Raw genomic sequence first — 25,281 nt, 5'->3', positions numbered from 1 at the left:
CATGCCCGCGGCGCACCGTCACGCGAGACGGAGACACCGGAGAAGACCATGGAACTGTTCGACACCGCGACCGTGCTCACCCGCGTCCTCACCTCGGGCGTCGTCATGAGCATCGAGAAGAGCGACCGGGAGCTGCCCGGCCTGGAACGCCTGCTCACCAAGCGCACCGGCCGCGCCAGGGCGGCCCTCTTCAACAGCCGGACCGGCGCCCTGCACGGCGCCCTCGCCGGCCAGGGCCTCGGCCACGGCGACACCGTGTCCGTGCCCCACGCCGACCGCGAGTCCCTCGCCTTCCTCGCCTGGCTCGGCCTCACCACCGAGACCACCGAACCCGGCGGGCCGGCCGCGTACGACTACGTGGAGCTCACCCAGGAGAACGCCGACCGGCTGCCCGAGTTCGCCGCCGCCTCCACCGCCCCCGTCCTGGTGGTGGACCTCACCGGCCTCGGCTTCGGCCCGGCCGCCGCCGTCCTCACCGACTCCGCCGACGTCTGGGCGCGTGCCGAGCGCCTGAAGATCTTCGGTGCCTACGACCTGCGGACCATGTGGACCCAGCAGGAGGCCGACGCGGACCTGGTGCCCGGCGTCCAGTTCAACTACCGGCTCAGCCCGCTGGTGGCCGCCTGCGCCCGGATGGCCCTCACCCACGCGGTCCGGCCGGCCGCCACTCTCGGAGCACACTCGTGATCACTGACTTCCCGGCAGCGCCGCTGCCCCTCCCGTCCGAGGCCGAGCTCGACACCGAGCTCGCCGCGCTGGGCGGCGACGCCCTGATCCCCAAGGCCCTGCGCCGCACCCTCTTCCCGGTCATCACCAAGGAGGACGTGTTCAACCTGATGCTGGCCCAGCGTCAGGACCCGCGGAAGGTCGTCGCCGACGCCTACCGCGACTACGTCGGCGCGCGGTACGCCCTGCCGACCGCGAGCGGCACCTCCAGCCTGCACATGGCGCTGGTCGGCGCCGGCGTGCGGCCCGGTGACGAGGTCATCGTCCCGGCCTTCACCTTCATCGCCACCGCCCAGGCCGTCGTCGCCGTGCACGCCGTCCCCGTCTTCGTGGACATCGACCCGGTCACGTACTGCATGGACCCGGAGGCCGTCGGCCTCGACGACCTGCCCGTGCACGCCGTCAAGGAGGCCGTGCACGAACTGCTCGTCGCCGAGGGCGTGCCCGCCCGCGAATGGCAGAACACCCCCATCCCCTGCCACCTGCCCTTCCGGCACCGCGACGGCTTCGGCAACGGCCACCCCTTCACCCTCAACCCCGGCGCCGTGCGGGACCACCGCCCGGAGGACTTCCCGGTGACGCTCGGCATGCTCGACAGCACCCTGGTGCTCTGCCGCGAGCTGAGCTCCCCCGTCGAGTACGAGCGCGCCCTGCGGTACGCCGACGCCTTCCGCAAGGTGGCCCGGCGCCCCGACGCCATCCGCAAGCTCGTCGAGGCCGGCGACTACCGCCGTCCGTACGAGAAGGCGGCCCGCCTTGGCTGACGACGACCAGAAGGTGCGCGTCGCCGTCATCGGCGCCAGCGGCTACACCGGCGGCGAGGTCATCCGGCTGCTCCTGGAGCACCCCGGCGTCGAACTCGCCCTCCTCTCCGCGGAGCGCAACGCGGGCGCCACCCTCGGCTCCGTCCACCCCTGGCTGCGCAACCACCCGGCCGCGGCGGGCCTCAAGTTCCGGCCGCTGGCCGAACTGGAGGAGGTGGACATCGCGTTCGGCTGCCTCCCGACCGGAGCGCTGCCCGAGCTGCTGCCGCTCGTCGCCGAGCGCGCCAAGCGGGTCCTCAACCTCGGCGGCGACTTCCGGCTGCGCGACCGGGCCGAGGTGGAGTCGTACTACCCGAAGACCGCGAAGAACCCGCCGGACGACGACTTCACCTACTACGTACCGGAGTTGAGCGCCTCCGTCCCGGAGAGCCGGTTCATCAGCCTGCCCGGCTGCATGGCCGTCACCACCATCTACGCGCTCTACCCGCTCTTCGCCGCCTCCCTGATCGACCACCGGGTCGTCGTCGACGCCAAGACCGGCTCCACCGGCGGCGGACGCGGCAGCGGCGAGCCGCCGGCCGAGCGCAGCGGCAACTTCCGCGTGCACAAGCTCCACGGCCACCGGCACGCGCCGGAGATCAGCCAGGCCATCGCCGAGTTCACCGGCGCCACCATGGACCTGCGGTTCTCCACCCACAGCCTCGACGTGGCGCGCGGCATCATGGTCACCGCCTACACCGGCCTGCTGCCCGGCGTCTCGCCGCTCGACGTCAAGCGGGCCTATGCCAAGGCGTACGTCGGCAAGCCGTTCGTGCCGGTCAGGACCGCGCCGAAGGCGCCGCAGGACTTCCCGATGCTGAAGGCCGTCGTCGGCTCCAACGTGGCCGAGGTCGCCATCGCCGTCCGTGACGGGCAGTGCGTCGCGGTCGCCACGCTCGACAACCTCGTCAAGGGCGCCGCCGGCCAGGCCATCCAGGCCATGAACCTGATCTGCGGCTTCGACGAGGCCGCGGGCCTGCCCACCACGGCGGTGTCGCCGTGACCAGGCCCCTGTACGTGATCAAGGCGGGCAGCGCCACCCTCGACCTCGGCGCCGTCCACCAGGAGCTCGCGCTCCTGGTGGCCCGCGGCGCCCGGGTGCTCCTGGTGGCCGGCGGCGCGACCGGCATCGAGCGGCACTACCGCTCCGCCGGCCGCCCGATGCCCCGGCTCCGCCTCGCCAACGGGGACGAGGTCCGCTACTGCCCGCCGGAGGAGATGCGGCACCTGGTCGACGCGTACGAGCAGGTCACCCTGCCCGCGGTCGAGCAGGGCCTGGCCGCCCACGGCCTGCGGGTCTTCACCTCGGCCGCGGCCCGCAACCGGCTCGTCAGCGGCCGCGCCAACCGGCCGCTGAAGGCGGTCAACGACGACGGCCGCCCGGTGATCGTCCGCGACCACCGGGCCGGCGTCCCCTCGGACGTCGACACCGTCCGGCTGACCGCGCTGCTCGACGCGTACGACGTCGTCTGCGTCTCCCCGCCGGTGCACGACGAGGCCGGCGGCGCCCCGCTGAACGTCGACGCCGACGTGCTCGCCGCCGCGCTCAGCAACGCCCTCGACGCCGACCACCTGCGACTGGTCACCGGAAGCGCCGGACTCCTCACCGACCCCGAGGACCCCGCCTCCACCCTGTCCAACGCCTACCCGGGCGACGGCGCGCGGTACGCGGGCGGCAGGATGCGGCAGAAGGTACGGGCCGCCGAGATGGCCCTCGCCGGCAGCGCCGACGTCGCCATCACCGGCCCGCACACCATGGCCGAACCGGAGAAGTGGACCCGCTTCTGGCGCACCCGCGAGCCCGGCGCCGACCTCGGGCTGCTCACCAAGGTCGTCTCGGTGCCCTCGGTCTCCGGCGACGAGGCCGAACTCGCCGTCTACCTGACCGACTGGTGCCGCGAACGGGGCATCGACGCGGAGGTCGACGCCGCCGGCAACCTCGTGGCGACCCGCGGCACCGGCCCCCGCAGGATGCTGCTCCTCGGCCACCTCGACACGGTGCCGCACCGCTGGCCCGCCGAATGGCGCGGCGAGGAGCTGTGGGGCCGGGGCAGCGTGGACGCCAAGGGCAGCCTCGCCAACTTCTTGGAGGTCCTCGCCCACGCCGACATCCCCGAGGACGGCCAGCTGCGCGTCGTCGGCGCGGTCGAGGAGGAGGTGTCCTCCTCCAAGGGCGCCTTCCACGCCCGCGACCACTACCCCGCCGACGCCGTCGTCATCGGCGAGCCCAGTGGCGCGGAGACCCTGACGCTCGGCTACTTCGGCCTGTTCAAGCTCCGCGTCACCGCGTCGGTGGCCAGCGGCCACTCGGCCGGCATGGACGCCGTCTCCGCGCCCGACCTGCTGACGGACGTCCTCGACACCATCCGCACGGCGGTCCTCAAGGAGGCGGCCGACGCGCTCAGCGCCGTCATCGACATCCACTGCGAGACCGGACGCGCCCGGCACCGGGCCGTCGGCGTCCTCAACTTCCGCGTCCCGCCCTCGGCCGACCTGGAGCTGCTGCGCGCCGCCGCGCTCGGCGCCGCCGCCGGCCGGGACGGCGTGGAGGTGGAGATCCTGCGGGCCACCCCCGGTCACGCGGGCGGCCGGTCCGGCGCGCTCGTCAAGGTGTTCACCCGCGCCTTCGCACAGGCCGGCATCCGTCCGCGGTTCGTGGTGAAGAAGGGCACCTCCGACATGAACACCCTGGCCACGACCTGGAAGGACGTCCCCATGGTGGCGTACGGCCCGGGCGACTCGGCCCTCGACCACACCGACGAGGAGCGGATCGGCAGCATGGAGTACCGGACCGCCCGCTCGGTCCTCGCGGACGCCGTGAACCGCTGGTTCGCCCTCGGCGAAGGGGGCGTCCGATGACCGCCGTGCACGACGCCCCGGTCCCCGCGGGCACGCACGCCGACGACGCCCCGGTCGCCCTGCTCGCCGAGCGGGCCAGGGAGGCCCGGCGGCTCGTCGTCGACATGGCCGCCGGCCCCCGTGGCTGCCACCTCGGCGGCAGCCTGTCCGTCCTGGACATCCTGATCGCCGCCCTGCACCGCGCCGAGCGCGGCGACGGCACCGAGGTGGTGCTCAGCAAGGGCCACGCCGCCGCCGGACTGTACGCCGCGCTGCACGTCAGCGGCGTCCTCCCGGAGAACCCGGCCCCGCTCTACGGCCTCGCCGGGCACCCGTACACCGGGCACCCGGGACCGAAGGTCCCCGGCGTCCGCTTCCCCACCGGCAGCCTCGGCCACGGGGTGCCGTACGCGGCCGGCTGGGCCATGGCCCGCCGGCTCGGCCTCCAGGGCGGCCTCGGGATCGCGGTCGCCGGCGACGGAGAGCTCCAGGAGGGCCTGGTCTGGGAGACCGTCCAGGTCGCCGCCGCCCAGCGGCTCGGCAACTTCGTCCTCGTCGTGGACCGCAACGGCGGCCAGAACGACGGACTCGTCGCGGACATCTCCCCGCTGCCCCGGCTGGCCGAGCGCTTCGACGCCTTCGGCTTCGACACGGTCACGGTCGACGGGCACGACCTCGCCGCCCTGACCGAGGTGTTCGCCGGCGACCGCGCCGGCGCCGACCGGCCGCTCGCCGTGCTCGCCGACACCGTCAAGGGCAAGGGCGTCCGCGCGGTCGAGGGCAAGGCGGCCTCGCACTACGTGACGATCGACGCGGCCCGCGCCGCGCAGTGGAAGCGAGCCATCCGATGACCCCGACGACCCTCACGCCCCCGGCCGCCCCCGGCTTGAGCGGACGGGACGCCTACCGCGCCGAGCTCACCGAGCTCGCCGCCCTCGACCCCCGTATCGTCTGCCTCGAAGCGGACCTCGGCGGCAAGAAGCACCCGTTCCAATCGGCCCACCCGGACCGCTTCTTCAACCTCGGCATCGCCGAGGGCGCCATGATCGACATGGCGACCGGGCTCGCCGCCGCCGGCTACCGTCCCTTCGTCTCCACCTTCGCGCCCTTCGCCGCGCTGCGCGCCGCCGAGAGCCTCAAGCTGACGCTGGGGTACCTGAAGGCCGGCGTCACCGTCGTCGCCCCGTACGCGGGGGTGTCCGGCGCCTGGTTCGGCACCACCCACCACTGCCTGGAGGACCTCGCGGTCCTGCGCAGCGTCCCCGGCGTCGCCGTCGCCGCCCCGTACGGCGAGGACGAGACCCGCGCGGTGGTCCGCGAGGCGGCCCTCACCGGCACGCCCACCTACATCCGGACGGGCCGCAACGCCGCCTACGCCTCCCTCCCGGGAGGCGACACGGACGGCGGCATCCCGCCCGTCGCGTGGGACGCCCGGGGCGACGCCGGCACGCCCTGCCTGGTCTCCGTCGGCGAGGAGGGCGCCCGCCTGGCCCTGGCCGCACGGGAGCGGCGCCCCGAGCTCGCCCACGCCCACCTGGTGTACCTCGACCACGCGCGGCTCGCCCGCTCCGCCGCCGAACTGGCGGGTCGCCACCGCCGGTTCGTGGTCGTCGAGGAGCACCGCGCCGAGGGCGGCGCCGCCGAGGCGCTGGCCCTGCTGCTGCCCGGCAGCGAGGTCGTCGGCGTCAACGCGGGCCACGACTGGCCCTACGAGGGCGGCGACCACCACGAGGTCCTCGCCCGGCTCGGCCTCACCACCGACGCCGTCCTCGCCGCCGCCACCGCCTGAACCCCCCCCGCACGCCGCCGCCGACCACCCCGCCTCCACAAGGAGTTCCGCCATGCACGTCCTGATGATCGAGTGCAACCCGAACGGCATCCAGGGCATCGCCAACGCCCTGGAACTGGGCCACGACGTCACCCTCGTCTCCGCCGACCCCGACTTCTACCTGGCCGCCTCTCCGCTCGCGAAGGACGCCTTCGCCCACCCCCGCTGCCAGGTCGTCAAGAGCGCCCAGGCGTTCTCCATCGACGAGCTGGAGCGGCTCGCCAAGGAGATCCACGCGGCCAACCCGGTGCACGGCGTCACCACCTACAGCGAGTACCACACGGTGCACACGGCGACCGTCGCCCGCTCCCTCGGCCTGCCCGGCATGAGCGTCGACGGGGCCCTCAACGCCCGGCACAAGCACCGCACCCGCCTCACCCTGGACGGCACCGGCGTCCGCCAGCCGCGCTTCGCGCACGTCGACGACCCGGCGAAGGTCGAGGCCGCCGTCCGCGAGGTCGGCTTCCCCTGCGTGGTCAAGCCGTCCGACGGCACCGCCAGCCTCCACGTCCTCCACCTCAGGGACGAGCAGGACCTGCGCGACTACCTCGCCGAGCTGGAGCGGGTCACCGACTACGGGCGCGGCGTCGTCCGCATCCCCGACATCCTCATCGAGGAGTTCGTCGAGGGCGAGCTGATCTCCGTCGAGTCCTGCGTGCTGGCCGGCGGCGAGGTTTTCAACCTGGGCCTCACGGACCGCCCGCTGAGCGGCTTCCCGCACTTCATCGAGATGGGCGCCACCTACTTCGAGGGCCACCCGCTCCAGGACGAGCTGTTCGCCATGACCACCCAGGTCCTCAACGAGCTGGGAGTGGACTTCGGCTTCATCCACACCGAATTCCTCCTCGGCGCGGACGGCCCGGTGCTCTGCGAGGTCAACGGGCGGCTGATCGGCGGCATCGTGCCGACCCTGATGAAGATCTCCTCCGGCGTGGACGCCTACCTGGAGGTCATCCGGCAGGCCCTCGGCGAGCGCCCCGAGCTCCCCTTCCCCGGCGGCACCACGGCCGGCGGCCACTGGTTCGGCGCCCCGATCGCCGGCACCGTCGAGTCCATCGGCTTCGACGCCCTGGCCGACCTCCCCGGCTTCCACAGCGCCCAGGCGTACAAGAAGCCCGGCACCGCGGTCGACCGGCTCGCCAAGAGCAACTTCGACTGGATCGGCCACCTGATCTTCACGGGCGAGGGCCGCGAGCAGGTCAACGAGCGCTGCGAGGAGGCCCTGGGCCGGATCGAGCTGCGCATGGGCGTCGAGGTCGCCCGGTGAGCCCGGCTCCGATCCGGCAGGAGGCGGGGACCCTCACCGTCCGGGGGGTCGCGATCCCCCTCCTCGACGAGGAGGCGCTGTTCGACGTGACGGCCGAGGACGGCGTGTTCACCGCCTTCGTCCCGGCCGGCCGCCGCACCGGCTCGGAGCCCGAGCTGTGGCCCGGCTACACCGAGACCCACGCCCACGTCTCGCTCCCCGCCAACTGGGACGACTCGGTCGACGACCCGCGGATCGTCGCCCTCCAGTACCTCTACCACGGGGTCACCCACGTCGTGGACATGTTCGGCTTCCCGCTGGTGGACGACGCCTGGCGGGCCGGCCGGGAGGCGTCCCCGTGGCCGTACCCCGAGGTCGTCCACTGCGGGTACGCGGTGACGGCGATGACCGACGCGGCCGGGCGCAACGGACACGGCGTGGAGTTCCCCGCGCCGGTCCACATGCTCGCCGTGGAGGCCGACCTGGAGCACGCGCTCCGGTCCAACGCCGAGCGCGGCGGCACCTTCCTGAAGGTCATGTTCACCGACGGCACCGAGCAGCCGGGCAGCCCGGTCCGCTTCTCCCGGTTCTCCGAGCGGGTGCTGCGGTTCACCGCCCGGATCGCCGCCGAGCGCGGGGTGACCGCGGTCGTCGACTGCAACACCCTCGAGGAGACGCGCTTCGCGTACGAGTGCGGCTTCCGGCTCTTCGCCCACACCGTGCGCGACCGCACCCTCGACGACGCCGACTGGAAGGAACTGGACGGCGCCCGGTTCGTCTCCACGCTCGCCGGACTCCGGTCGATGATCATGACGCGGGAGGAGTTCCTCGCCGAGTACGGCCGGGAGGGCTTCCTCGACACCCAGGACCCCCGCAACCTGGAGTTCGTCCACACCGTCGAGCAGCCCTTCGGCATCGAGTACGGCTGCCAGGAGACCCGTACCGCGGCCCTCGCCGACATGCGCCGCAACGCCCTGGCGGCGCTGCGGCGGGGCGAGCTCCTCATCGGCACCGACTCCGGCAACCTCGGCGCCTACCACGGCTACTCGTTCCTCGGCGAACTCGCCCTGCTCGCCGGGGACGACGAGGGGCTCACCGGGGAACTGCGCCGGCAGGCCACCGTCACGGGCCGCCGCCACTTCGACGAGCTGAGCGGCGTCCGCGCCGCGGAGCCGCCGCTGCGGGCCGGCGCCGCCGCCACGTTCAACCTCCACACCGCCGGCGGCCCGCTGTCGGCGCTGCCCCTGGCCACCGTGGTGAACGGCGTGCCGATCGACCGGGCCGCCCTCGCCCGCACCATCTCCGAGCTCCGCTCGACCGCTTCGAAAGGAAAGGCAAGCCTGTGACCAGCGAGCGCAGAAGCGCCCTCTTCGGGCTCAACGCGGGGATCTTCCTCGCCCACATCGGGAACTTCGTCTGGTTCCCCATCCTGGTGGCCTCGCTCGGCGACAGCGACAGCGGCTTCTGGGCCGGCGTGGTCATGTGTATGACGTACGTCGGGCGTCTGGCCGCGACCTTCTCCTACGAGGGCTTCTCGGACCGGCTCGGCATCCGCGGCGCGGTGTTCGTCGGCACCGGCCTGGAGGCGGTCTCGCTGGGCCTGATGGGCTTCACCAGCGGCGTCGCCGTCTACAGCCTGCTGGCGCTGTTCATCGGCTTCGGCTCCGGCACGGCCTTCCCCGGCCTGAAGAACATCCTCGTGTCCTACCCGGAGGACGAGCGCGCCAAGGCGTTCTCGACCTTCCAGATGTCGGCGCAGGTCGGCCTGTTCGGCGGCGCGCTCGCCGGCGGCCTGCTCCTCGGCATGGACCTGCGGGTCGTGTTCACCGCGGTCTTCGTGCTCTTCCTCGGCTTCTGCCTGTCGGCCTCCCTCTTCATCCCCCGCGACGGCTTCCAGGCCGACGGGACCGCCGCCCCGCGCAAGGACACCGGGGCCGGGCGCGCGCCGCTGTTCAGCCTGGCCGGGCTCAAGTCCGTCGAGGTCGGCGGCGCCACCCGCTACTTCCTGCTGTCGGCGGCGTTCTGGTTCCTCTCCCTGTGCTTCGTCGTCGGCATCCCGCTGCACATGGGGAAGTACGTGCCGCAGTGGGCGCCCTCCGCCCCGTTCTGGATCACCGGCCTCAGCCTGCTCGTCCTCCAGTACCCGGTCTTCAAGCTGGCGATCAAGCACCTGCGCCCGGGCGTGGTCATGGGCATCGGCCTGACCGCCATGGCCCTCGCCTTCACCCTCTTCGGCTCCGGCCCCGCCGCGCTGTGGGCCGTCGCCGCCGGCTGCTTCGTCGTCGTCTTCGGCGAGATCCTCTTCGTGCCGTCCTTCGACATGTGGGTCTCCCGCAAGGTGCCCGAGCAGCAGCTCGCCCGCGCCATGGGCGCCATGCACTTCTTCCGGAGCGCCGGGAACATGGTCGGCGCGCTCCTCGCGGGCGTCATGTTCGACGTGTCGGTCTCCGCCGACCTGCCGGGCGCGAACTGGTACGTCGCCGCGGCGATGGCCGCGCTCTGCGCCGTGATCTGCTTCGCCGGCCGCGACGAGGACCGCTCCGGCACGGACACCGAGGACGCGGAGTCCTCGTCGGCCGAGCCGGTCACGGCGTGACCCCCCTCCGGACGGAAGAGAAAGGCGAGACGGATGGCTGAGATCTGCGTCATCGGAGGCACCCGCTTCTTCGGGAAGCTCCTGGTGCGGCGGCTGCTCGACGAGGGCCACCGGGTCACCCTGGTCACCCGGGGCCGGACCGCCGACCCGTTCGGCCCGGCCGTGCGGCGCCTGACCGCCGACGTCGGCCGGCCGGGCGAGCTGGCCGCCGCGGTGGCCGGCGAGCGGTTCGACGCCGTGGTCCACCAGGCGTGCTACACCCCGGCCGCCGCGCTGGACGCCTGTACGGCCTTCGGCGAGCGCGCGGGCCGGTTCGTGCTCACCAGCAGCATGGAGGTGTACAACGCCGACACCTTCCGCCACCGGATCCCGGCGCCGCCCATGAGCGCCTTCGCCCGCGAGGACGAACTCCGGCCGGAGGAGTACGCGTACGACACCGAACTCCCCTGGCACGACCTCGACTTCGTGGGCCGCAACTACGGCGAGGGCAAGCGGCAGGCCGAAGCGGCCCTGGTGCGGAACGCGGCGGTGCCCGTCACCGTCGCCCGGGTCGCCCATGTCCTGGCCGCCACCGACGACTTCACCGGGCGGCTGCGGTTCCACCTCGACCGCGCCCGTGCCGGGGAGCCCGTCACGGCCCACGCCCGCCCGGGCCGCACGTCCCTGGTGCACGCCCCGGACGTCGCCGCGTTCCTCGCCCGCGCCGCGACCACCGGCCTCCCCGGCGTCGACGGTGTCGTCAACGTGGCCTCCCCCGACACGGCGGACGTCTACGACGTGTGCGCCGCCGTGGAGCAGGCCACCGGGAAGGCGACCACCGTCGTGGAGAAGGACGACCCGGCCGGCGACCCGGCGCTCTCGCCGTACTCCTGCCCGGCCGACTTCGGCATGGACGCGGGACGGGCGCTCGCGCTCGGCGTCGACCTCGCCCCGGTCAGCCGGTGGCTCCCGGAGATCGTCCGGATCGCCGCCGCCGACGAGACCGCCTGATGCCCGCCCCGACCCCCGGAGCAGACCGCCTCATGTTCGACCTGATCGTCATCGTCCGCGTACCCGACCCGGCCGACGCCGAGCCCGTGGCCGACGCGCTCCGCCGGATGCGCCCGCTGTGCCTCGCCGAGGACGGCTGCGTCGGCTGGGAGGCGTACCGGTCGGACGCGGACCCGGCCCGCTTCGTCCTCGTCGAGCGCTGGGCGAGCCGCGCCCACTGGGAGGCGCACGGCGAGGGAGCGGCCATCCAGGAGATCTACCTCCCCGAGATCCTGCCGCGCGTCGAGCGCGAGGTCCACCCGAGCACACCCCTGAGCGGCGTCCCCGGCACCACCGGAACGCCGGCCACCGAAACCCCCGCCACCGGAAAGAGCACCGCGATGAACACACGGCCCCGCATCGCCGTCGTCGGAGGCCGTCCCGTCCCCGTCCACGGAGCCAGGGAACTCGGCATCGACGTCACGCTGGTCCACACCGAGGGACAGTTCGACCGGGCCGAGGCCGAACCGCACTGCGCCCGCATCCTGACCTGCGACATCACCGACACCGGCGCGCTCCTGGAGCTGCTCGGGCCGCTCCACGAGGCCGAGCCGTTCGACCGGATCCTCACCACCACCGAACTGTCCGCGGTGCCGGTCGGCGAGGTCAACGAGAAGCTCGGCCTGCCCGGTACGCCGCCGGAGGTGTCCCGGATCATCCAGGACAAGGCCCTCACCCGGCAGGCCCTGGACCGGCACGGGCTGAGCCCGGTGCGCCACCGCCGCGTCCACACCGCCGACGAGGCCGCCGCGTTCCTGGCGGAGGTCGGCGACCGGGTCGTGCTGAAGCCCGGTCAGGGCGCCGGCAGCCTGCACATCAACGTGGTCGCGGACCCGGCGGACGCCGCCCGCGCCTTCCGGGAGATCGAGGAGTTCGGGTACGGCGGCGTCCTGGCCGAGGAGTATCTGGAGGGCCCGGTCGTCAGCGTCGAGGCGTTCTCCCACCAGGGCCGCCACGTGGTGCTGGGCGTCAGCGAGTACCGGGTGAACGAGCACTTCGTCGAGTGGGAGTGCAGCGTCCCCAGCGACGCGGCGCGGCCGGGCCTGGCGGAGCTCCACGAGCTCACCGCCGGCGTGCTGGACGCCGTCGGTCTCACCGACGGTCCCTCGCACAGCGAGTTCGTCCTCACCCCGCCCGGCCCGCGCCTCCTGGAGACCCACAACCGCCTGTCGGGCGCCGGCATCCCCGAGATGGTGCACCGGGCCACCGGCTGGGACCCGGCCCGGCTGTTCCTGACGGTCCCGCTGGGCGTCGACCGGCTGCCCGAGGCGGCGCCGGAGCCGAAGCAGGGCGCGGCGATCCGCCCCGGCCAGTCCTCGGAGAAGGCCACGACGAACTACCAGCACTCCGGCGACGAACGCCAGCGGGATCGGGCCGGCGATACAGCGGAGTCCCCAGGTGGCCTCCGAGCGGCGCCTTGGTTCAACCCATAGGAGTAAATTTCCGCCCTTTCCTGGTCAAGACAGGGTCAATGGCTCGAAACTGACCCGAGATGCGGCCGATCCCATGACCGAACCAGGGATGTCCCGCAGGCACGCGAAGGGATCTTCATGCTCACCGGCAGGCTTCGTCTCATGGCCGTCGCCGCATCCGTCTCTCTGATGATCGGGGGCGCTTCGGCCGCGACGACAGCTGCATCTGTCCGGGACGGTGACGCGTCGGCGGACACCGCTGTGCCGGGTGTCGCGCCACCTGGCTCCGACGCGTCCGCGGTCTACCCGGACGGTGCCGGTCAGGTGGTGGGACAAGGGGAACTGCAACAACGACCGCGCCAAGGTGTTCAACTGCCTGTACGAGTGGTACACGGACAACACCTGTCGGCAGCAGGCATGTTCGGAGACCAGGACGCTCAAGCCCGGTGGCGGGAGCGTTCAACGCACAGTGGCCCGTCGTGACTGCCGCGACGCCCGACGCACGTCGTGGCGCAACCACGTGGACGTCGATGTGATCGGCGAGGTCGACACCGGAGAGAAGCCGATGAACCAGGCTGAAGTGAACTGCCGAGTCTACTGAGAGGCGCTGTCGGCCAACTCCAGGAGCAGGCCGTCGAGCCGATCTGCAGGGAGAGCGGCATGTCGGAGCAGGACGCCACCGCGCAGCCGGGCATTGCGCCCACCGCTCGTCCCACCGCGGGAACCATGTTCGCCGCACTCTACGGAGAGCTGGCTCCGCACGAGTGGCGCGATCCCGCTTCGGAGCACGACGCATACCAGTTGTTTCACCAGCGATCGCTCGCGATGGGCTGGCTCGACGACAGGGCGGGCGCTGGGGAAGGGAACGCCTCCGGTGGGCGCACGCACGTCGCGCCCGGTCTGTGGGCCATGAACGACGCGGGTCGCGGCCACCCCCTTGCCGCTTCGGGGCCGAACCTGATCTCGTGGTTCCAGGTTGAGGCGAGCGCGTTGGCCGACGGCCGGTCGCTTCCTGTGCGGCCGTTCCTGCGCTGCGCACAGGACACGACAGAGCGGATCGGCGCCGTGCGCCTCACCGCGGTCCAGGTCCTTCTGCCGGTGCAGGGAATCGACGCCTCGGCCCGCCCGCCCTACGCGCCGGCGCCCTCCATGCGGACACCAGACTGGTTCGGCGAGTGCGACCCGCGGGCGCGGGTGTCGGTGAAGGTCCGCATCGACGGCGGCCTCGACCCGTCGATTCCGCCGGTGGCGACGCGGTTCGCCCACCGGATCGTCCCTCCGGACCAGAACGTGTTCACGGGTGGGCTCGACGAGGCCGTTCCCCCAGGGGGCTTTCCGCCGCCGCCGTTCGACGACCGTTTCTGGAACGGTCCGCCCCGGCATGGAATGACGCTCTCCGGCGAGTTGGCGGAGTGGTCCTGTGACGCGGTCGGCTGGCTCGCCGCGACCGTGGCAGACTCCGCCGCGCACCTCGGCATCCGCACCCCAGTGCTGTTCACCGTCGCACGGGCCTGAGCACGGCTGGTCGCGCCGCCTGGCGGGATCACCCTTCGGCGAGCGCGGGAACGTGCGGGGCGGCCCGGTCCCCGTAGGCGCGCGGGGAAGTGGGCAAGTGGCTCGGACCATGGGCCGTGCGTGCCGCCGCCGGCCTCGGGTGCCGGCCGAGGTGGTGCGCCGCGTGCCCCGGCGCCGGACATTCTCGCGGGAAGGGGCACGCGGAGGGCACGACAGGGCGAGGCAACGACGAAGGCCCAGGTCGCCGACCTGGGCCTTCGTTCACGAGCGGATGACGGGAATCGAACCCGCGCTATAAGCTTGGGAATCACCGCCACTCGGACAGAAAACAAGGTGTCTGACCTGCGGATACGATCCTCGGCCTGACGTATCGCGAGGCTCCGTGTGTGCCAGTATTGACCGCTGTTTACCGCCCTGAAGGGCACGGATGGGGCACGCGCTCGGCAGCGGGTGACCACGAGACGCTGTCGGGCTCGTAGGCCGTAGCTTCTGGCTGGCCAGTGGCTGTGGGCCTGGCGAGCTTCGCGCCTGCAATCAGGCGATTGCCTATGTGGTCATGTATGCGCGGGTGTCGAAGGCGTCGAGATCCCTCCAGATCGGCTCGGCGCGCTGCTCAAGTTCCTGCATGATCTCTTCGGGATCGCGATCGGTCGCCTTGGCCAGGCGGCGCACCACCGCCCCAGAGTAGATGGCGAGGGCGACGATGAAGTCCATCGAGGTGTGGAACCCGTACTTCTCGTCGATCTCGAACAGCACCTCATCCATGCCGGGTCTGGCGCCCGGTTCGAAGATCGGGCGCACTATGGCGGGGATGTAGCCCCAGACGACGTCTCCGCCCTTCGCGGTCTGATCGGTGGCCATGCTGACGGCGTGATGCGCAGAGAACTGCTGGAGGAGTTCCATGGGGCTCAGCGAGCTGTGCTCGGAGAACATGACGGTGGCTTCGCCAGCCGTGCAGGCGAGATCCATGACCAGGCGCTGCAGGCCCTCATGCTGGAACTGCTGATGGCAGTCGCTGAGCACGGCGATCTCGGGGGCTTGCCCGCGGGGCCGGCCTTCGCGCGGCGTCTCGACCATGCTTGCTCGAATCATCGGCATGACGTAGCCGGTGGGCCTTCTGAAGGACATTCCGGCGGTCGGCAGGGCCACGATTCGCTCCTGTCTCGGGAGTCGGGGGCGGCGTGGCTTGTTGGGTTTAGCTCGGCCCATCGACAGCCCTCCTTGCTGGTGGTGTTGACCAAACAACGAAGGGAGCGATTCGCGGTCGCTCGGCCAACCGAGCGACCGCTCGAGCCGCCGGCGTACTGCGCCGTTCACCGTCTCCTGCTGGCGCAGGAGGGCGTATCAAGCTGCAGCAGTGGCATCGGTGGGCGACGAGGCTTCGACTTGATCGGCTTCCTGGGCGGGCTTGACTACAGGAGCCCGCTTGGGCTGGAGCGTCCAGCCGTACTTGATCGCCTTGCGGGTACGGTCGGCGAGCCAGCCATGCTGCTCTTCGAGGTCGCTGCGGCCGACGTGGGCGACAGCCAGCATGTTGGCGATGAGCGTGGTCCTTTCCGCGTAGTACTCGGAGCGGTTTAGATCCGCCCTGGTCACGCGGTATGCCTCACGCGTCTCGTAGTTGGCTCCCGGGCACTTGTCGCCTCGGGCCGCAGCAACCTGCGCTTCCGTCCAAGGACCCGTCGTGAACCAGTCGAGCTCGTCCTGCGAGGCATCTAGCCAGTTCGCCACTCGGGATCGGTCGATTCCTTCAGCGAGCGCGCAGGTGGCAAGAATTCCCTGCACGGATTCCAACTGGAACCGCAGTTGGTCGACCGCGCACAACTGGTTGCCGAGCCATTTCTCCAAGTCACCGACACTCTTGACGGAGGAGGAGAGTACGTCGAAGAGCCGAGCGGAGAGAGCGTTGAGCTCGCTCTGCACGAGGGTCTTGATGCCGTCCGGGACGGGCCGGCCATCTGCCTGCGCAGTCATGATTTCCTACCGTCGAAGCCGCTGAGTGTGCCTCCTTAACGAGGGCGGTGTGCTTGAGGGGCGGCTCGCGATGGGGCTCAGCCGATCGGGTGACTGCTGATACGAGGCCAGCGTGGGCGGCGAAGGCGCGTTTGAGGCTTCGTGGAAGCGCTTTGTTCCACCTTGGCGCAATATGGGGGTGTCAGCGGAATTACGGACGCTGAGGCATGGCCGGGCACGGCAGGCGGTGAGCGATGGAGGAGTCGGCAAGCGAGCTGATCAGGGGCGTCATGGTGAGACGGCTCGTCGGCGGTGACTCGGTGAAGCGGCTGACATCCCTGCTTCATCGCTCATACGCCGGTCATGCCGCGGCTGGTCGGCTGTTCTTCGCCTCGTACCAGTCGGTGGAGGACACCGCACACCGTGCAGGGCAGGGCGAGTGCTGGCTCGCCTTCCGGGGAGGTGAGCTGGTGGGGTCGGTGACCGTGGTGGCTCCGTACGCGGCGCCTGAAGCGTATCCGGCCCCGGCGGGTTCTGGGTCGTTCTGGCAGCTGGCGGTCGATCCGGGGTATCACGGGACGGGGCTCGGGCAGCGGCTGCTGGCCTTGGCAGAGGGACGTATCGCCGAGCTCGGATCGACGCAGGTGGTGATCGACACGTCGGCCCAGGCGGTTGACCTGGTCGGCTGGTATCGCAGGCGTGGCTACGTGCCGGTCGGGTCTTGGCGGTGGGGCGTGACGAACTACGAAAGTGTGGTTCTCCTGAAGGAGCTGACGTCTGACGGACGCGGGCATTGACGTGGAGGGCCGGTGCTCCTTGCGGGGGCACCGGCCCTTCGGGGGCTACGGGGTGAGGGCGCGGGCGGCGTCCTGGGCGGCGAGGGTGAGCGCCTCGTTGAGGGCTTCGACGCGGCGCCCGCCGGCGCTGGCGACGGGTCCCTTGCCCCCGGCTCCGCCGCCGACAGTGCGCGCGGCCGGGATGAGGATGCGGCTGGCTTCGGTGCCGGTGTCATGGAGGCTGCGGGTGACCGCGGCGGCCAGCAGGGCCTTGCCGTCGTGCTCGGTGCCCAGCACGACGACGGCGCGGCCGGCGTCGAGCAGGCTGGCGGTGTGATGGGCCAGCGTGCGGAGTTCCTCCGGACCGAGTCCGCTTACCTTCTCGGCGACGACCCGACCACCGGCAACCGCGCGGGCGGAGGCGGCGAGCTGCTGGGCGCGGTCTCGCAGCTCGGCCTCGCGGAGGCGGCCGAGTTCCCGTTCGGCGGAGGCGAGGGAGTCGAGGCGCTTGCGGAGGACGTCGGGGGCGTCCTGGGGGCGGGTGCCGAGGAGGGTGGAGAGTTCTTCGAGGAGGCGGCGCTCGGTGTCGTAGTAGTCGAGGGCGTCTCGGCCGGTGAGGGCTTCGATGCGGCGGAGGTTGGAGCCGATGGACGCTTCGCCGACGATGCGGACCGGGCCCGCGTTGGAGCCGTGGCCGATGTGAGTGCCGCCGCAGAGCTCGCGGGAGAAGTCACCGATGTCGACGATGCGGACGTGGTCGCCGTACTTCTCGCCGAACAGGGCGGTCGCCCCGGCGGCCTCGGCCTCGGCGCGTGAGGCGTGCCAGACGCGGACCTCGGGGTCGGCCAGCAGGCTGTCGTTGACGAGGGTCTCGATGGCGGCGAGCTGGGTGCGGTCGACGGCGGAGAAGTGGGCGAAGTCGAAGCGGAGGCGGCCGGCGTCGACGAGGGAGCCGTGCTGGCGGGCGTGGTCGCCGAGGGTGCGGCGCAGCATGGCGTGCAGGACGTGGGTGGCGGAGTGGGAGCGGGCGACGGCCTCGCGGCGGGCGCCGTTCACGAGGGCCTCGGCCTGCTGCCCGGTGCGGATCTCGCCTTCGGCGACGCGGACCGTGTGGACGTGGAAGCCCTCCAGGCCGGGCTTGGTGTCCAGGACTTCCAGGAGGGTGCCGTCGGCGGTGCGGATGGTGCCGGTGTCGCCGACCTGGCCGCCGGACTCGGCGTAGAACGGGCTGCGATCCAGGACCAGCTCGACGGTGCTTCCCTGCTCGGCGCCCGGCACGACCGTGCCGTCGGAGATGAGGCCGAGAACGGTGGCCTCGGCGTCGAGGCGGTCGTAGCCGACGAAGTCCGTACGGCCGTGGCGGGCGGACAGCTCGCGGTAGGCGTCCTGGCGGCGGAGCGCCTCGGCGGTCTTGGCCTTGCCGCCGGCCTTGGCGCGGCGCTGCTGCTCGGCGAGCAGGTCGGCGAAGCGGTCCTCGTCGACGGTGAGGTCGGCATCGCGGGCGGCTTCGATGGTCAGCTCGACGGGGAAGCCGAAGGTGTCGTGCAGCTCGAAGGCGGTCTCTCCGGTCAGGGTCGTGAACTGGTTGTCGCGGCTGCGGGTGATGGCGGCGTTGAGGAGCCGGGTGCCCTGGGTGAGGGTGCGGGTGAAGGACTCCTCTTCGGCGGTGACGACCTGCTCGATGAGGGCGGCCTGGGCGGGCAGCTCGGGCCAGACGTCGCCGAGGTTGGTGATGACGCTGGCCGTGGTCGGGGCGAGGACGGCTTCGTCGATGCCGAGGAGGCGGGCGTGGCGGATCGCGCGCCGCATCAGGCGGCGCAGGACGTACCCGCGGCCGTCCTTGGCGGGCAGGACGCCGTCGGCGATCAGGTACGCGATCGAGCGGGCGTGCTCGGCGACGACCTGGAACGAGACCTTCTCCTCGCCGCTGCCGGGGTAGTCGCGGCCGGCGAGTTCCTGGACGGTGGCGAGGGTGGGGCGCAGGAGGTCGGTGCCGCAGACGTTCTCGACGTCCTGGAGGATCGCGGCGAGCCGGTCGAGGCCGAGGCCGGTGTCGATGCTCTGCCGGGCGAGGTCGCCGAGGATCGGGAAGTCGCCCTTTCCGTTGCCCTCGCCGCGCTGGTACTGCATGAAGACGAGGTTCCAGATCTCCACGTACCGCTCGCCGTCGACGGCCGGCCCGCCTTCGCGGCCGAAGGCCGGGCCCCGGTCGTAGTTGACCTCCGAGCAGGGGCCGCAGGGTCCGGGGACGCCCATGGACCAGAAATTGTCCTCCATGCCCAGGCGCTGGATGCGCTCGGCGGGGACGCCGATCTTCCGCCAGAGCTGCTCGGCCTCGTCGTCGTCCTGGTAGACGGTGATCCAGAGGCGGTCCTTCTCCAGGTGGTAGCCCTGGGTGAGGAGTTCCCAGGCGTAGGCGATGGCGTCGGCCTTGAAGTAGTCGCCGAAGGAGAAGTTGCCCATCATCTCGAAGAACGTGGCGTGCCGGTTGGTCCGGCCGACGTTGTCGATGTCGGAGGTGCGGGCGCACTTCTGGATGGTGGTGGCGCGCGGGAAGTCCGGGGTGACCTCGCCCAGGAAGTACGGCTTGAACTGGTTCATGCCGGCGTTGGCGAGTAGCAGCGTCGGATCGGACGGGATCAGGGGGCTGGACGGGACCTGGCGGTGACCGCGCGAGGTGAAGAAGTCCAGGAAGGTGGAACGGATCTGCGTCGAGCGCATGGTGGTGTGGCCCTCACGGAAGAGTCGTGGAGAGATGGGGGTCGATCACACGCCGAGCCGGGCCGAGAACAGGGACTGAGGGTTCTCAGTTCTCCAGCTCGACGCAGATAGCTCGCGCCCCCACGGTGTAGACCATGACTCCAGATCCGTTGTCTGAGGTGGCGCAGCCGTCACTGGACGCAACGGTCCGCTGCGACTGCGCCACCCACGCTAGCGGTCCGGCAGTCAAGATCGCCGGGGTTTTCCGCTCTGTCACTCCAACGAGGTCAGGGACAGGAGCGTGTCGACGAGGTCGTCGGCTCGGGGCAGGACGACGGTGGCGCTGGCCCGGGTGAGCGCCGCCGGGTTGGAGAAGCCCCATCCGGCGCCGATCGGGGTCACGCCCGCCGCCCGTGCCGCGTGCATGTCGGACTCCATGTCCCCGACGAACACGGCGCTGGCGGGCGCCACGCCGAGCTTGTCGAGGGCGAGCAGGAGACCGTCCGGTGCGGGCTTCGGCACCGCGTCCTCGTAGCAGACGACGACATCGAGGAGGTCGAGGATGCCGGGTGGCAGGAGCCAGTCGACCCGCTGGCGGCTGCGCAGGGTCACCAGGCCGGTTCCGATGCCGGCGGCGCGGAGCGCGGCGAGCGCCTCGGCCACGAATGGGAAGACGCCGGCGGTGAGGGTGGCGGTGGCCGTCGCCGCGTCCCAGCCGTCCAGGTTGACGGTTCCGGTGTGCCCGAGTTCGGCGAGTACGTGATCCCGCGGGGTGGTCGCGGCCTCGGACGGTAGGTCGGCGATGGTGATGCGGTGTCCGAGGGCGGAGGTCGCGTAGCCCGCGAGGGCGGCGAGGTGGGCGTGGTGGCTGTCGACCAGCACGCCGTCGAGGTCGAACAGTACAGCGCGCTTCATTCGGCTTCCTGCTTCCCGGTGGGCAGATCGGTTTCGGTGAGCAGGGAGTGGAGCGTCACGCGGTGCTCGGCCAGCAGGGCCCGGCCGCCGAGCGGGCGCTCAAGCACGCACAGGGCGTCACTGACTGGCGCGCCGGCCATCCGCAGGATGCGGGCCATGGCGAGCAGCTGCGCGCCAGAGCGGACCACGTCGTCGACGAGGACGGTCCGGCGGCCGGTGAAAGGCGCGCCTTCGATCTGCCGGCGGGAGCCGTACCCCTTCGGTTGGCGGCGTAGGAAGACGGCGGGCAGACCGGTGGCGGCGGACAGGGCGACGACGAGGGGGACGCCGCCGAGCTCGATGCCGGCGAGGAGCTGGGCGTCGCCGGGGACGAGGGTGGCCAGGGCGGTGGCGGTGTCGCGCAGGAGCTCGGGGTCGGCGGCCAGGCGGTACTCGTCGAAGTAGCTTTCGAGCCTGGCGCCGTCGGCGAGGCGGAAGGGAGCGGCCACGAGGGCGGTCTCGGCGAGCCGGGCAATGAGGCCGCCGGGCAGCCGGGTGTTGGTGGTCATGCTCCTCCGATCGGCGTGGTGTGGAGCGCGGCGATGTGGGCGCGGAAGACGTGGGTGGTCTCGGCGGTGCGGAGGAAGCCGAGGGGCCTGGTCGGCGTCTCGTACAGCCACTTCTCCTCGCGCAGGAAGGCGAGCAGGCGCAGCGCCGTGGCCCCCGCGAGGACGACCGGCACGGGCCGGATGGTGGTCGCGTAATAGACGGCGGCGGTCAGCTCGTGGAGGGTCCCGATGCCTCCGCCCATGGCGATGACGAGGTCGGTGTGGTCCAGGTAGTGGTTGAGCCGGGCGCCGAGGTCGGGCAGGTGGACGGACGCGGTGGCATACCGGTTGAAGGCACCCCACTCGTCGTGCTTGTCGACGAGGGTCACCGCGGTGACCGGGGCTCCCGCGGAGGAAGCCCCGCGCGCGGCGGCTTCCATCAGGCCGTTGTAGCCGCCGTGCAGGAGCCGGTATCCCGCCTCGGCCAGAGCCTGGCCGATCTCCTCGGCCAGCTTCTCCTCCTCAGCGGAGGCGGGGCGGACCCCGCCGAAGAAGCCGGCGGTCCGGTTCGCTCGGTGGAGCCCGTTCACATCTGCTCCAGGTACGTGCGGTACGCCGCGATGGCACCCTCCAGGCCGCTCAGCGCCTCGGGGCAGGCCCGCTCGACCAGGGCGAGCGTCCGCTCGACGGCCGCGTCGACATCGGCGGCGGAGGGGACGGCCGGTCCGCCGATCGCCGCCTCCAGGTCGCCGAGGCAGGCCCGGCCGATCGGGGTGAGTGCGATCTCCTCGCGCAGCTGGTACCAGCCCCAGAACCGCGAGGTCGGGGCCAGCGCGGTTTTGATCAGGTCCTTCGTGGCGGTGTGGAGGCGGTGCCACTCCGAGTACGCCACGAACCGCTGGCCCCGCTTGATGCGCTTGTGCAGCAGGACGGCCAGCACCAGGTGCTCCATGAGCAGCTCGCCGCACGTACGCGGCCGGGCAAGGAACTCGGCCGCGAACCGTTCGGCGACCGCCGTCCCCCCGGCCGGGGCGAGCGCCGGCTCGCGGTCGAGGAGTACGGCCGTGGCAACCGTGGCACGCAGGCGCGGGACGCGCGACGCGGGAGCCACGTAGAGGTCGATCTGGTGCAGGTGCCCCTCGTCCGGGACGAGGAAGACCATGCCGACGCCGCCGAGGTCGGCGACGATCGTGTCGCGCCAGCCGGGCAGCAGGGCGCCGGCCTCGACGGACATCAGGTCGTCCAGGCTGCCGACGAACGCGGGCAGGTTGGCGTCCTGGACGCCGACGACGAAGTCGACGTCCGAGAGCCGGTCGGCCGTGCCGTGCGCCAGCGAGCCGCGCACCAGCAGGTGCGTGACGGCCGGGGAGGCGGCGAGGATGTCGGCGAGCCGGGACAGCAGCGGGAGCTGGGCGGGGCGGTTGGCGAAGGTGAGTTCCGCCAGGTGCAGGGTGGGCACGTGCGTCCTCCGATCGGATTCCGGCATGCAGGTTCGAGCGGGTGGTCAGGCCGTGAGAGCGAGGAGGCGGCGCTTGGCGGTCGTCCAGCGCGTGACGGCCTCCTCGTCGCCGAGCGAGGTGTGTAGCTCCGCGATCAGGTCGTAGACCGCGCCCTCGGGCAGCGCGTACGTGTAGAAGAGCCGCAGCAGCATGCGCTCGGCCGCGTCCGCGTAGCCGAGGTCGGCCATCGCGCGGGCGGCCTGGAGCCGCTCGGCGATCACCGCCGGACCGGCCACGGGCAGCGGCTCGGCGGAACCGGGGTGGAGCGTGGGCCGGCGGGCGAGGCGCCGGTAGGTGTCGTCGGCGTACACGTCGGCGATCAGGTGGATCCGGTCCGGCCCGAGCAGGTTGCACACCCCGTGCGCGTACGTCGGCGTCAGCCGCCAGATCCGCCCGCCGGTCATGTGCACCTTGGTGCCGCCGGTGACGAGGAACGCCGACGTGTTGGTGTGGAGCGGAATGTGCAGGCGGTGGCGCTCGACCTGGTCGAGTTCGTCGTAGTCGCGGTGTTCCCAGAGGAAGGCGTTGGGTTCGAGGCGGGCGAGCCGCACCCACATATAGTTCAGGCCGAGTTCGTTCAGCAGGGCGGCGGTGGCCGGCATCCGCTTCAGCAGGTCGGTCGGCTGGGCCGCGCAGTCGCCGATCGTGACGTCGGCGGGGTCGCCGGACGCGTTCATCAGCGACGTCGTCCACCAGCCCCCGGACTGGTAGGCGCTGTACTCGGCCTTCCAGGGCGCTTGGGCCGTCAGGGCCTCGTGGCGCATCCGCTCCAGCTGAGCAGGGTCGACGGTGTCGAGCTGGGCGATCTGCCCGGCAAGGGCGGTCAAGGTGTCCATCGGATTCGATTCACCTTTCGCGAGTCTGAGGGAGGACGTGGCTGGTCGCCCTCCGCCGAGTGGTGCGGGAGCGGTACGGGGAGGCCGGCTCCGGGTCTCCTCGGCGGAGGGCCGTTCAGCGGTCGGTGATGGCATGGGGGAACGGAGGCGCGTCCGGCACGGCCACGGCAGCCCTGTGGCCCGGGGAGCCGAGGAGGTGGTCGGTCTGGGACCGCAGGGCCCAGGCGGGCCCGGCCAGACCGACGAGGGCCAGGAACGTGAGGGCGTACCGGCCGCTGCGATCAGCCCTTGCGCGTACGGGGGCCGGGCGCCGGCGGTGGCGGGACCTGCTCATACGAGGCCACTGGCCTTGTCGTGGCTGGCGAGGAGGCGCCCGGTCTGGGCGTGCAGCCGTTCCAGCTCCGCCGGGGCGAGGACGAGGGCGCCCTCGCTGGTCGATCCGTCGGCGAAGTGGAACACGATGGGCAGCGAGCCCTGGTTGGTACGCGGGTCGTAGACCGCGTCCCCGCTGGTAAGCAGGGTTGCGTGCGTGATCTGCGCGGGCACCGGGAGCAGCGTGGAGCCGTCGGCCGGCGCGGACCAGGTGGGGCCGCCGCCGGGCGGGCGCAGGTGGTAGGTGGTGGCGGAGTCCTCGCCGGGGAGGGCGACCACGACGCCGACATGACCACTGTGGGCGGTGTCGGCGGCGAGGTCGCCGAGTCGGGGCGCGAAGGGAACCGCCAGGCGTAACTCCGGTCCCTCGGAAGGGAGATGAGGTGTGCGTCGTCCGGTCATGCCCCGAAGTTAGGGACGGCCGCGACCCCGAATATGAGCCGGAGGAATACGACCCCTATCCGTCCAGGTGAAAGCGGTCGGACATGCGCCGCAACTTCTCGCGCGTGGATGCCCGTTCGGCGTACACGATGCTTCGGAGGGTGGAGCGGGCGATTGGGTGGTTCCGTACGAGCTGGGGCGCGATCCGCTCGGCGGTCTCCAGCTCGACGAGGGCCTTGTCGCGGTTGCCGTCCCACAGCCAGGCCCGCGCGATGTCCATGTGGTGGTGTCCCTGACGGGAGTTGGGGAGCGCGCCGACGAGTTCGGGGCTGGTGCGGCGGTTGATCTCCAGGGCCTTGCCCTGCTCGCCCATCTCCAGGGCCACGCTGATCGCGTGGATCTGCACGTTCCCGGCGGAGAACGTCAGCGAGTGCCGGTCGTACACCGGCGCACCGACGTACGCGTCCATCCGCTCGGCGGCGTCCTTCGCGTACCCGATCCGGTCCTCCGCCTCGGACGGGCGTCCGGCGCGGGCGGCCGAGATCGCAGCGCGGAGCTGGAGGGTCCCCCAGGCCCGTACGGCCAGCGGGTCGCCGTGCTCATACGTCTGCTGCACCGACCCGATCGCCTTGTCCGAGAGCGTCAGCGCGTCCTCCCAGTCGGCCGTCGCCCACATGTCCCAGACCCGCATCCAGTCCGCGACGGCGGGCAGCACCGGGTCCCCGGAGAGGCGGGCCGACCAGGCGGCCCGCTCGCAGGCCATTGCGACGAGCTCGGGGTGGCCGAGGGAGTGGGCGGCGGTGTGGGCGAACTTGCAGCAGACCGCGTAGATCGCGTACGCCTCCTCCCGATCGTGCCCCTCCGCCGAGACTTCCGCCAGGGCGCGAGCCTCGCGGAACAGGTCGGGCAGGACGCGGAGGATCGCCACGTTGGCGGCGGTGTCCCGGAGCCGGTGGAGCCGCGTCACCTCCCGCCACAGCTGCGGCGCCGGCCTCGGCGTCCCGTCGAAGACGGGGGCGAGGTCGTAGCGGCGCAGCTCGCGCAGGATCGACGAGGCGGCGATCTGCCACTGGTTGTCGTCCGGGGAGCTGCTGTACGGGCGGCCGATCAGGTCGTTCGGGTGAACGTGCAGCTCGGCGGCCACCTGGTTGAGCAGCCCGACCCGGTCCAGCTCGATCAGGCCCCGCTCCATCTTCGACACCCAGCCCTGCGATTTCCCCAGGGCCGTGGCCAGATCCGCCTGCGGCATCCCCAGCCGCAGCCGCGCCCTGCGGACGCGCCGGCCGATCTCCTCGGCTTCCTCCAGCATCAGGACACCTCCCCAACCGC

At 72.0% G+C, this 25,281-nt stretch carries 23 protein-coding genes; 13 read left to right on the top strand and 10 right to left on the bottom strand.

Going from position 1 to position 25,281, the window contains the following annotated elements:
- Positions 1-48 precede the first annotated feature (48 nt).
- The 12 genes from IE245_RS01305 to IE245_RS01245 all read left to right on the top strand — a co-directional run bounded on the left by IE245_RS01305 (position 49) and on the right by IE245_RS01245 (position 13,993).
- Positions 49-687, top strand: a complete 639-nt coding sequence (locus tag IE245_RS01305) for a degT/DnrJ/EryC1/StrS aminotransferase (protein ID WP_189944679.1) — start codon at positions 49-51, stop codon at positions 685-687.
- On the top strand, positions 684-1,490 hold the full coding sequence (locus IE245_RS01300; RefSeq protein WP_189944678.1) for a DegT/DnrJ/EryC1/StrS family aminotransferase: 807 nt from the start codon (positions 684-686) through the stop codon (positions 1,488-1,490). Before IE245_RS01305 ends, IE245_RS01300 begins: the two co-directional genes overlap by 4 nt.
- Positions 1,483-2,532 carry an N-acetyl-gamma-glutamyl-phosphate reductase gene (gene argC / locus IE245_RS01295; protein WP_189944677.1) on the top strand — a complete coding sequence of 350 codons (1,050 nt, stop codon included), beginning with the start codon at positions 1,483-1,485 and terminating at the stop codon, positions 2,530-2,532. Before IE245_RS01300 ends, argC begins: the two co-directional genes overlap by 8 nt.
- Complete coding sequence (locus tag IE245_RS01290; protein ID WP_189944676.1) at positions 2,529-4,388, top strand: M20/M25/M40 family metallo-hydrolase; 1,860 nt, start codon at positions 2,529-2,531, stop codon at positions 4,386-4,388. The genes argC and IE245_RS01290 overlap by 4 nt, the downstream gene beginning before the upstream one ends.
- Entirely contained in the window at positions 4,385-5,218 is an 834-nt protein-coding gene (locus tag IE245_RS01285; protein ID WP_189944675.1) for a thiamine pyrophosphate-binding protein, read from the top strand. The genes IE245_RS01290 and IE245_RS01285 overlap by 4 nt, the downstream gene beginning before the upstream one ends.
- Entirely contained in the window at positions 5,215-6,156 is a 942-nt protein-coding gene (locus tag IE245_RS01280) for a transketolase family protein (protein WP_189944674.1), read from the top strand. Before IE245_RS01285 ends, IE245_RS01280 begins: the two co-directional genes overlap by 4 nt.
- Before the next feature lie 52 nt (positions 6,157-6,208).
- Entirely contained in the window at positions 6,209-7,462 is a 1,254-nt protein-coding gene (locus IE245_RS01275; RefSeq protein WP_189944673.1) for an ATP-grasp domain-containing protein, read from the top strand.
- Positions 7,459-8,787, top strand: coding sequence for an amidohydrolase family protein (locus tag IE245_RS01270; RefSeq protein ID WP_229851026.1), 1,329 nt, complete (start codon positions 7,459-7,461; stop codon positions 8,785-8,787). Before IE245_RS01275 ends, IE245_RS01270 begins: the two co-directional genes overlap by 4 nt.
- On the top strand, positions 8,784-10,037 hold the full coding sequence (locus IE245_RS01265; RefSeq protein ID WP_189944672.1) for an MFS transporter: 1,254 nt from the start codon (positions 8,784-8,786) through the stop codon (positions 10,035-10,037). The genes IE245_RS01270 and IE245_RS01265 overlap by 4 nt, the downstream gene beginning before the upstream one ends.
- Positions 10,038-10,070: 33 nt before the next feature.
- Entirely contained in the window at positions 10,071-11,027 is a 957-nt protein-coding gene (locus tag IE245_RS01260) for an NAD-dependent epimerase/dehydratase family protein (RefSeq protein WP_189944671.1), read from the top strand.
- The gene (locus IE245_RS01250) at positions 11,027-12,499 is read left to right on the top strand and encodes an antibiotic biosynthesis monooxygenase (protein WP_229851025.1); all 1,473 of its coding nucleotides are present in this window, start codon (positions 11,027-11,029) and stop codon (positions 12,497-12,499) included. Before IE245_RS01260 ends, IE245_RS01250 begins: the two co-directional genes overlap by 1 nt.
- Before the next feature lie 639 nt (positions 12,500-13,138).
- The gene (locus IE245_RS01245) at positions 13,139-13,993 is read left to right on the top strand and encodes a hypothetical protein (RefSeq protein WP_189944670.1); all 855 of its coding nucleotides are present in this window, start codon (positions 13,139-13,141) and stop codon (positions 13,991-13,993) included.
- A 546-nt stretch (positions 13,994-14,539) separates the two neighbouring features.
- On the opposite strand, the gene IE245_RS01240 is transcribed toward IE245_RS01245, so the two are convergent.
- Both IE245_RS01240 and IE245_RS01235 read right to left on the bottom strand, forming a co-directional pair.
- Positions 14,540-15,142: a hypothetical protein gene (locus IE245_RS01240; protein ID WP_189944669.1), complete on the bottom strand. Its 603-nt coding sequence runs from the start codon at positions 15,140-15,142 to the stop codon at positions 14,540-14,542.
- 195 nt (positions 15,143-15,337) lie between these two features.
- A complete protein-coding gene (locus tag IE245_RS01235; protein ID WP_189944668.1) occupies positions 15,338-15,967 on the bottom strand; it encodes a hypothetical protein in 630 nt (209 codons plus the stop codon).
- A 233-nt stretch (positions 15,968-16,200) separates the two neighbouring features.
- On the opposite strand from IE245_RS01235, the gene IE245_RS01230 reads away from it, so the two are divergent.
- Positions 16,201-16,743: a GNAT family N-acetyltransferase gene (locus IE245_RS01230; protein WP_189944667.1), complete on the top strand. Its 543-nt coding sequence runs from the start codon at positions 16,201-16,203 to the stop codon at positions 16,741-16,743.
- A 45-nt stretch (positions 16,744-16,788) separates the two neighbouring features.
- Here IE245_RS01230 and alaS read toward each other — a convergent pair whose 3' ends face one another.
- The 8 genes from alaS to IE245_RS01190 form a co-directional block, all read right to left on the bottom strand.
- Positions 16,789-19,443 carry an alanine--tRNA ligase gene (alaS, locus tag IE245_RS01225; protein ID WP_189944666.1) on the bottom strand — a complete coding sequence of 885 codons (2,655 nt, stop codon included), beginning with the start codon at positions 19,441-19,443 and terminating at the stop codon, positions 16,789-16,791.
- A 252-nt stretch (positions 19,444-19,695) separates the two neighbouring features.
- Complete coding sequence (locus tag IE245_RS01220) at positions 19,696-20,337, bottom strand: HAD family hydrolase (protein WP_189944665.1); 642 nt, start codon at positions 20,335-20,337, stop codon at positions 19,696-19,698.
- Entirely contained in the window at positions 20,334-20,885 is a 552-nt protein-coding gene (locus IE245_RS01215) for an orotate phosphoribosyltransferase (protein WP_189944664.1), read from the bottom strand. Before IE245_RS01215 ends, IE245_RS01220 begins: the two co-directional genes overlap by 4 nt.
- Positions 20,882-21,454, bottom strand: coding sequence for an SLOG cluster 4 domain-containing protein (locus IE245_RS01210; protein ID WP_189944663.1), 573 nt, complete (start codon positions 21,452-21,454; stop codon positions 20,882-20,884). Before IE245_RS01210 ends, IE245_RS01215 begins: the two co-directional genes overlap by 4 nt.
- On the bottom strand, positions 21,451-22,323 hold the full coding sequence (locus IE245_RS01205; RefSeq protein WP_189944662.1) for a hypothetical protein: 873 nt from the start codon (positions 22,321-22,323) through the stop codon (positions 21,451-21,453). The genes IE245_RS01210 and IE245_RS01205 overlap by 4 nt, the downstream gene beginning before the upstream one ends.
- 45 nt (positions 22,324-22,368) lie before the next feature.
- Entirely contained in the window at positions 22,369-23,199 is an 831-nt protein-coding gene (locus tag IE245_RS01200) for an aspartyl/asparaginyl beta-hydroxylase domain-containing protein (RefSeq protein ID WP_189944661.1), read from the bottom strand.
- Between the two features lie 330 nt (positions 23,200-23,529).
- A complete protein-coding gene (locus IE245_RS36660; RefSeq protein ID WP_229851024.1) occupies positions 23,530-23,973 on the bottom strand; it encodes a hypothetical protein in 444 nt (147 codons plus the stop codon).
- A gap of 55 nt (positions 23,974-24,028) precedes the next feature.
- Positions 24,029-25,261: a helix-turn-helix domain-containing protein gene (locus IE245_RS01190; RefSeq protein ID WP_189944660.1), complete on the bottom strand. Its 1,233-nt coding sequence runs from the start codon at positions 25,259-25,261 to the stop codon at positions 24,029-24,031.
- Positions 25,262-25,281 lie beyond the last annotated feature (20 nt).

The organism is Streptomyces roseolus (assembly GCF_014649855.1).
Lineage (GTDB): Bacteria > Actinomycetota > Actinomycetes > Streptomycetales > Streptomycetaceae > Streptomyces > Streptomyces roseolus.
This window is presented reverse-complemented; position numbering and strand designations above follow the sequence as displayed.

Excerpts from the sequence above, each read along its gene's own strand:
- IE245_RS01250 (WP_229851025.1), top strand. The coding sequence starts at position 11,027 with ATGCCCGCCCCGACCCCCGGAGCAGACCGCCTCATGTTCGACCTGATC.
- IE245_RS01235 (WP_189944668.1), bottom strand. The coding sequence starts at position 15,967 with ATGACTGCGCAGGCAGATGGCCGGCCCGTCCCGGACGGCATCAAGACC.
- IE245_RS01305 (WP_189944679.1), top strand. The coding sequence starts at position 49 with ATGGAACTGTTCGACACCGCGACCGTGCTCACCCGCGTCCTCACCTCG.
- IE245_RS01275 (WP_189944673.1), top strand. The coding sequence starts at position 6,209 with ATGCACGTCCTGATGATCGAGTGCAACCCGAACGGCATCCAGGGCATC.
- alaS (WP_189944666.1), bottom strand. The coding sequence starts at position 19,443 with ATGCGCTCGACGCAGATCCGTTCCACCTTCCTGGACTTCTTCACCTCG.
- IE245_RS01215 (WP_189944664.1), bottom strand. The coding sequence starts at position 20,885 with ATGACCACCAACACCCGGCTGCCCGGCGGCCTCATTGCCCGGCTCGCC.
- IE245_RS01285 (WP_189944675.1), top strand. The coding sequence starts at position 4,385 with ATGACCGCCGTGCACGACGCCCCGGTCCCCGCGGGCACGCACGCCGAC.
- IE245_RS01200 (WP_189944661.1), bottom strand. The coding sequence starts at position 23,199 with ATGGACACCTTGACCGCCCTTGCCGGGCAGATCGCCCAGCTCGACACC.
- IE245_RS01260 (WP_189944671.1), top strand. The coding sequence starts at position 10,071 with ATGGCTGAGATCTGCGTCATCGGAGGCACCCGCTTCTTCGGGAAGCTC.
- IE245_RS01190 (WP_189944660.1), bottom strand. The coding sequence starts at position 25,261 with ATGCTGGAGGAAGCCGAGGAGATCGGCCGGCGCGTCCGCAGGGCGCGG.
- IE245_RS01230 (WP_189944667.1), top strand. The coding sequence starts at position 16,201 with ATGGAGGAGTCGGCAAGCGAGCTGATCAGGGGCGTCATGGTGAGACGG.
- IE245_RS01220 (WP_189944665.1), bottom strand. The coding sequence starts at position 20,337 with ATGAAGCGCGCTGTACTGTTCGACCTCGACGGCGTGCTGGTCGACAGC.
- IE245_RS36660 (WP_229851024.1), bottom strand. The coding sequence starts at position 23,973 with ATGACCGGACGACGCACACCTCATCTCCCTTCCGAGGGACCGGAGTTA.
- IE245_RS01280 (WP_189944674.1), top strand. The coding sequence starts at position 5,215 with ATGACCCCGACGACCCTCACGCCCCCGGCCGCCCCCGGCTTGAGCGGA.
- IE245_RS01245 (WP_189944670.1), top strand. The coding sequence starts at position 13,139 with ATGTCGGAGCAGGACGCCACCGCGCAGCCGGGCATTGCGCCCACCGCT.